Below are 5,431 nucleotides of genomic sequence, written 5' to 3' on the forward strand. Positions count from 1 at the left end.
CCAACTGAGCTACGGAGGAATACCGCAGTTTCCTGCGGACGTGTGTTCCAGCTTAGCAAACCTCCCGGCCGACGAACAAAACCAAGACAAGTGCTTTAGCTCACAGCGTTGAGGGTGCTTCGGCCACAGCATTGAGGGTTTCCCCACCCGTTGCCGCAGGGTTGCCTTACAGTCAGGACAAACACAGTCCGCGGCCATCTTCGCCGCCGTCCTGCGCGATAGACTCACAGTGATCCCCGCCCCAGAACCGCACCGTCGAAACCGGAAGTCTCATCGTGACCATAGCGGCAATCGCCCTCGCCGTCCTCGCGGCTGTGGCACTGGCCTATGGCGCCTTGTATCAGCATGAAGCCGTTGCCGGACAGGATGACTCCCACAACGGACTGAGCTGGGCACATTTCACCGATCTGCTGCGCAACCGCGGTTGGCTGCTCGGGCTGACCATCCTCGGCGTGGGAACGGCGGGCAATTTCGTCGCCCTGGCCCTGGCTCCGGTGATGGTCGTTCAACCGATCGGGGCATTCTCACTCATCGTCTCCGTGCTGCTCGGCGTCCGTCACCGCGGCCTCAAGGTCAACAGACGACTCGTCCAGTCCGTCATCTGGTGCACCGTCGGAGTGACGGCCTTCGTCGCACTCTCGGCCACGACCGCACAGTCGGAGGTCCACCTCGGCGCCGATGCGATGCCCCTGTTCTGGATCACCGCCATCGCGGTCGCGATCGGCCTGGTGATCGTCCTGGTCTTCCGCCATGCCCCGCAGCTGGTTCTCATCATCGCGGCCGGACTGCTCTTCGCCTGTGTGGCGACGAACGCCCACCTGGTCAGCGTCCAGTTCCTCCGGGCCGGCCTCGACCAGGTCACCTGGATCAACGTCGCAGCACTGGTGGCGGCGGTTGCCCTCGGTTCCCTGTTCGTCCAGAACTCCTATGCGGCGGGCCCACCGGAGATGGTCATCGCCGGGCTGACAGTCATCGACCCGATCGGTGCCGTCATCCTGGGCACCGTCGTCCTCGGCGAGGCGGCCCACTCCCCCGTCTGGCTGATCCTGATCATCACGCTCACCGGATTGGTCGCCTGCGCAGCCGTCGTTGTATTGTCGCGGTATCATCCCGATGTCAGAGATCGAGAAACTCAGCGCAGGAGCGCCCGCCGTTCCGACACCATGACCGACACCGAGGAGAGCTGAATCCTGTCTGCGCACCGTCCCACTCCGAAACGCCGAATCCTCATTCCGGCAGAGACGTACGCACCCGAAGTCAACGGTGCCGCGAAGTTCGCCGAACGGCTCGCCGCAGGCCTCGCCGCCCGCGGCAACGATGTCCATGTCGCGTGCCCTTCGGCGACGGGCAAACCCTCGGTCAGCGTCGAGAACGGGGTCACCGTTCACCGACTCACCGCTCACCGCTGGCCGCTGCACCCGACGTGGATGATCTGCATGCCGTGGGAGACGAAGCCCGAACTCTCCCGACTCCTCGACAGCATCCGTCCCGATGTCGTGCATACACAGGCTCACTTCGTCATCGGCCGCTTTGCCTTCTCCGAATCGATCAGGCGGGCCATCCCCGTCGTGGCCACGAACCATTTCATGCCCGACAACGTCCGTCCCTACCTCAGAGCTCCGAAGCCCGTCCTCGACGGCGGCACCGCCATCGCCTGGTGGGATCTGCGCCGGAAGTTCCAGTCCGCTGACTTCATCACGGTGCCCACACAGCTGGCGGCCGATCTGCTCACCGAGAACGGCTTCTCCTCTCCCATCCGAGCGGTCTCGTGCGGGATCGACCTGGAACGCTTCGCTCATCTGCGCGAACTCGACTGCGCCCAGTCACGGGCCGTTCCCCCGCGCGTCCTCTTCGTCGGACGCCTCTCCTCGGAGAAGCATGCCGCAGACATCGTCGAGGCCGTGGCGAAGACCGATCCGGAGCTGGGACTCGAAGCCGATATCGTCGGCGGCGGTGACCAGGAGGAACCGCTGAAGCACCTGGCGGAGGAACTCGGCATCGCCGACCGAGTGCATGTGCTCGGAAAGATCAGCGACAAGGCGCTCATGGACGCCTACCAGCGCTGCACCTTCTTCTGCATGCCCTCGACCGCTGAGCTGCAGTCCATCGCCACACTGGAGGCGCTGGCCTCGCGCAAACCCGTGGTCGTTGCCGATGCGGTGGCCCTGCCGCACCTCGTCCGCGACGGAGTCAACGGGTATCTGTTCCCACCGCGCGACACCGACGCCCTGGCCGATCGCTTCACCCGCATCTGCCGGATGCCCGAAGCCGACCTCGATGACATGTCGAAAGCGTCGCTCGACGTCGTGGCCAAACACGATATCGAATACACGCTCGACACCTTCGAATCCATCTACGACGGAGTCATCCGAGACGCCGCCGACTCGTCCGCGGCCTGACGCACACGCGAGCTGACGAACAGGCGGCCTGACGAACGCGGGCCTAAGCACCCACAGGTGGGACGAAGACCGTCGGTGCGGTCGGCATCCCAGTGAAGTCGACACTCCTGATCATGTCATCGACGCACCTCCACCGGGAGCCGATTCCGTCGAACCCGAGTGACTGCTGCATCCAGGCGAAGACGTCCTCGACGCTCCACCCGAGGCTGCGCAGCTGCTGATAGGTCACCGCGCCGTCGCGTTTGGCCAGCCGCTGGCCGCTGTCGTTGAGCACCAGGGGCACATGGACCCAGCCCGGTGCGGACAGACCCAACAGCTGTGCCAGATATGCCTGTCGCGGTGCAGAGGAGGCCAGATCGTCCCCGCGCAGGATCTCGTCGATTCCGCTCGCTGCGTCATCGACGACGACGGTGAGGTTGTAGGCGTAGACGCCGTCGCCTCGCCGCAGCACGAGATCGTCGACAAGGGCCTCCACTCGGCCCAGCAGCACATCGGTGATGCTGTGCTCTCGGTTGTCCGTGCGCAGACGCAGCGCCGGCTGCCGGTTGTTCGCCTCGAGTCTCCGTCGGGCCGATTCCCGCTCTCCCTCGCCGAGACTGCGACAGGTCCCGGGATACGCCCCGGGTGGTGCGTGGGGTGCGCTCGGGGCCTGGGCGATGTCCTTGCGTGAGCAATAGCATTCGTAGACGAGACCGTCGGCTGCCAGCCTCGCAATCGCGTCCGAGTACTCTGCGGTGCGTGCGGACTGGACAAGGGGACGCTCGTCGGGAACGACTCCGAGGTCGGCGAAGACCTCGAGCTGCGAGTCGGCCGCGCCGGTCTTCACCCGATCGAGGTCTTCGACCCGCCACAGGAACCGGCGGCCCGTCTGCCGGGCACGCACATAGCTGAGCAGTCCGGTGCGGATATTGCCGATGTGGAGGTCACCGCTCGGGCTCGGAGCGAAACGCCCGGCTCCGCCGACTGAGTGTGTGCCGGTCACTGATGGGCTGCGAGGTCGCCGTACTGCGGGAACCGTTCGAGGTAGTCCTGCACATAGGAACAGGTGGGCACGATGGACGTCCCATCCGCACGGAGGAGGTCGAGCACCCGGGTGACGAGAGTGCGGGCGAAACCGCGGCGGGAGTAGCCTTCGGAGATGATCGTGTGCTGCAGCTCCAGGGTGTGCTCATCGATGACCTGGTAGGCGAGGAACCCGATGAACTCCCCCGGGGTCTCTTCGGAGAAGAGTTCGAACCGTTCGCGATCGACGTTCTTCACGACTCGGACCGGTGTGGGGCTGAGTTGAGGCTGTGGCATTGGTGCGCTCCTTCATGGCCGTCTCCTCTGTGAACGATACATGGTCGCGGCAGGGTCTGTTCGCGACCCCAGCCCCTGCCGGGACCGCGCCCGTTGCCCTCAGGCTCCGGCCGAATGAGTGAGCTCTTCGCCTTCTCGGCGCAACTCGACCTTGCGGATCTTGCCCGACACCGTCATCGGGAACGATTCACGAACCTCGACATAGCGTGGGATCTTGAAGTGGGCGAGCTTGCCGGAGCAGAACTCACGGACCTCGTCGGCGGTGAGCGAGTCGAAGCCGTCCTTGAGGATCACCCACGCCATGAGTTCTTCGCCGTACTTCTCGTCGGAGATGCCGACGACCTGGACGTCGCGGATCGCTGGATGGTGGTAGAGGAACTCCTCGACCTCGCGCGGATAGATGTTCTCGCCTCCGCGGATGACCATGTCCTTGATCCGTCCGGAGATGTCGACGTAGCCGTCATCGTCCATGATGGCCAGGTCGCCGGTGTGGATCCACCGGGCAGCGTCGATCGTCTCGGCCGTCTTGTCCGGCTGATTCCAGTAGCCGAGCATCACCGCGTAGCCGCGAGTGCAGAATTCGCCTTTCTGGCCGCGCGGAACGGTCTGCCCGGTGACGGGGTCGGCGATCTTGATCTCCAGGTGCGGCATGACCCGGCCGACGGTCTCGGTGCGCTTCTGCAGGGAGTCGTCGACACGCGTCATCATCGACACCGGCGAGGTCTCGGTCATGCCGTAGCAGATGGCGACCTCGGACATGTTCATATCGTCGATGACTCGGCGCATCGTGTTCACCGGGCACGGCGATCCTGCCATCACGCCGGTGCGCAGAGTCGAGAAGTCGAATTCTGCGAACTGCGGGTGCTCGAGTTCAGCGATGAACATCGTCGGCACACCATAGAGCGATGTGGCTTTCTCCTCGGTGACCGCCGACATCGTCGCCACCGGGTCGAAGGCCGGTGACGGCAGCACGACCGCCGAGCCGTGGCTCAGCGCGGCGAGGTTGCCGATGACCATACCGAAGCAGTGGTAGTACGGCACGGGAACGACCACGGTGTCGGCGGGGGTGTACGAGAGCATCTCGCCGATGAAGAAGCCGTTGTTGAGGATGTTGTGGTGACTGAGGGTCACACCCTTGGGGAACCCGGTCGTGCCGGAGGTGTACTGGATGTTGATCGGGTCATCGGCCGAGAGGTCGTCGATGACCTGCTGCAGCCGCACCGCGTACTTCGCCCCGGGGTCGGAGAGCATCTCGCGGCCCTGCCCGATGAGGTGAGCGAAGGATTCGCGCTCGCCGACCGTGACACCGCCGATGAGGTCTGCGGAGACCGTGTCGAGGAAGACGAGATCGAGGCTGGGGACCTTGGCGGCCACCTCGGTGGCGATGGCGTGGAAGTCCGAGTGCGGGGGTGCGACGATCTGCGAGATCATCAGGCTCATTCCGGACTGTTCGACGACGAACTCGAGTTCGTGGCTGCGGTAGGCGGGGTTGACGTTGACGAGGATCGCTCCGATCTTCGCCGTGGCATACTGCACGAGCGCCCATTCGCCGACGTTCTGCGCCCAGATGCCGACCCGGTCGCCCTTCTTCACCCCGCGCTCGAGAAGGCCGATGGCCAGTGCGTCGGTGTCACGATCGAAGTCGGAGTACGTCCACCTCCGATTCGAATGCCGGTCGACCAATGCCAGCGCTTCGGGATTCCTCGCGGCGGTGCGTTTGATGTGCTCGGCGA

The 5,431-nt window shown here is 64.8% G+C and carries 5 protein-coding genes; 2 read left to right on the forward strand and 3 right to left on the reverse strand.

Annotated elements, in window-relative coordinates; translation table 11 throughout:
* Nucleotides 1-275 precede the first annotated feature (275 nt).
* A complete protein-coding gene (locus tag AD89_RS0117100; protein ID WP_025780803.1) occupies nt 276-1,187 on the forward strand; it encodes a DMT family transporter in 912 nt (303 codons plus the stop codon).
* A gap of 42 nt (nt 1,188-1,229) precedes the next feature.
* Nucleotides 1,230-2,399, forward strand: coding sequence for a glycosyltransferase (locus AD89_RS0117105; protein WP_081770524.1), 1,170 nt, complete (start codon nt 1,230-1,232; stop codon nt 2,397-2,399).
* 43 nt (nt 2,400-2,442) lie between these two features.
* Here AD89_RS0117105 and gluQRS read toward each other — a convergent pair whose 3' ends face one another.
* From gluQRS to AD89_RS0117120, 3 genes are all read right to left on the reverse strand, one after another.
* Nucleotides 2,443-3,381 carry a tRNA glutamyl-Q(34) synthetase GluQRS gene (gene gluQRS / locus AD89_RS0117110; RefSeq protein ID WP_025780806.1) on the reverse strand — a complete coding sequence of 313 codons (939 nt, stop codon included), beginning with the start codon at nt 3,379-3,381 and terminating at the stop codon, nt 2,443-2,445.
* Nucleotides 3,378-3,698 carry a GNAT family N-acetyltransferase gene (locus AD89_RS0117115; protein WP_025780808.1) on the reverse strand — a complete coding sequence of 107 codons (321 nt, stop codon included), beginning with the start codon at nt 3,696-3,698 and terminating at the stop codon, nt 3,378-3,380. Before AD89_RS0117115 ends, gluQRS begins: the two co-directional genes overlap by 4 nt.
* A gap of 99 nt (nt 3,699-3,797) precedes the next feature.
* Nucleotides 3,798-5,420: an AMP-binding protein gene (locus AD89_RS0117120; protein ID WP_081770526.1), complete on the reverse strand. Its 1,623-nt coding sequence runs from the start codon at nt 5,418-5,420 to the stop codon at nt 3,798-3,800.
* Nucleotides 5,421-5,431 lie beyond the last annotated feature (11 nt).

The organism is Brevibacterium sp. VCM10 (assembly GCF_000583215.1).
Taxonomy (GTDB): Bacteria; Actinomycetota; Actinomycetes; order Actinomycetales; family Brevibacteriaceae; genus Brevibacterium; species Brevibacterium linens.

Excerpts from the sequence above, each read along its gene's own strand:
- AD89_RS0117115 (WP_025780808.1), bottom strand. The coding sequence starts at position 3,698 with ATGCCACAGCCTCAACTCAGCCCCACACCGGTCCGAGTCGTGAAGAAC.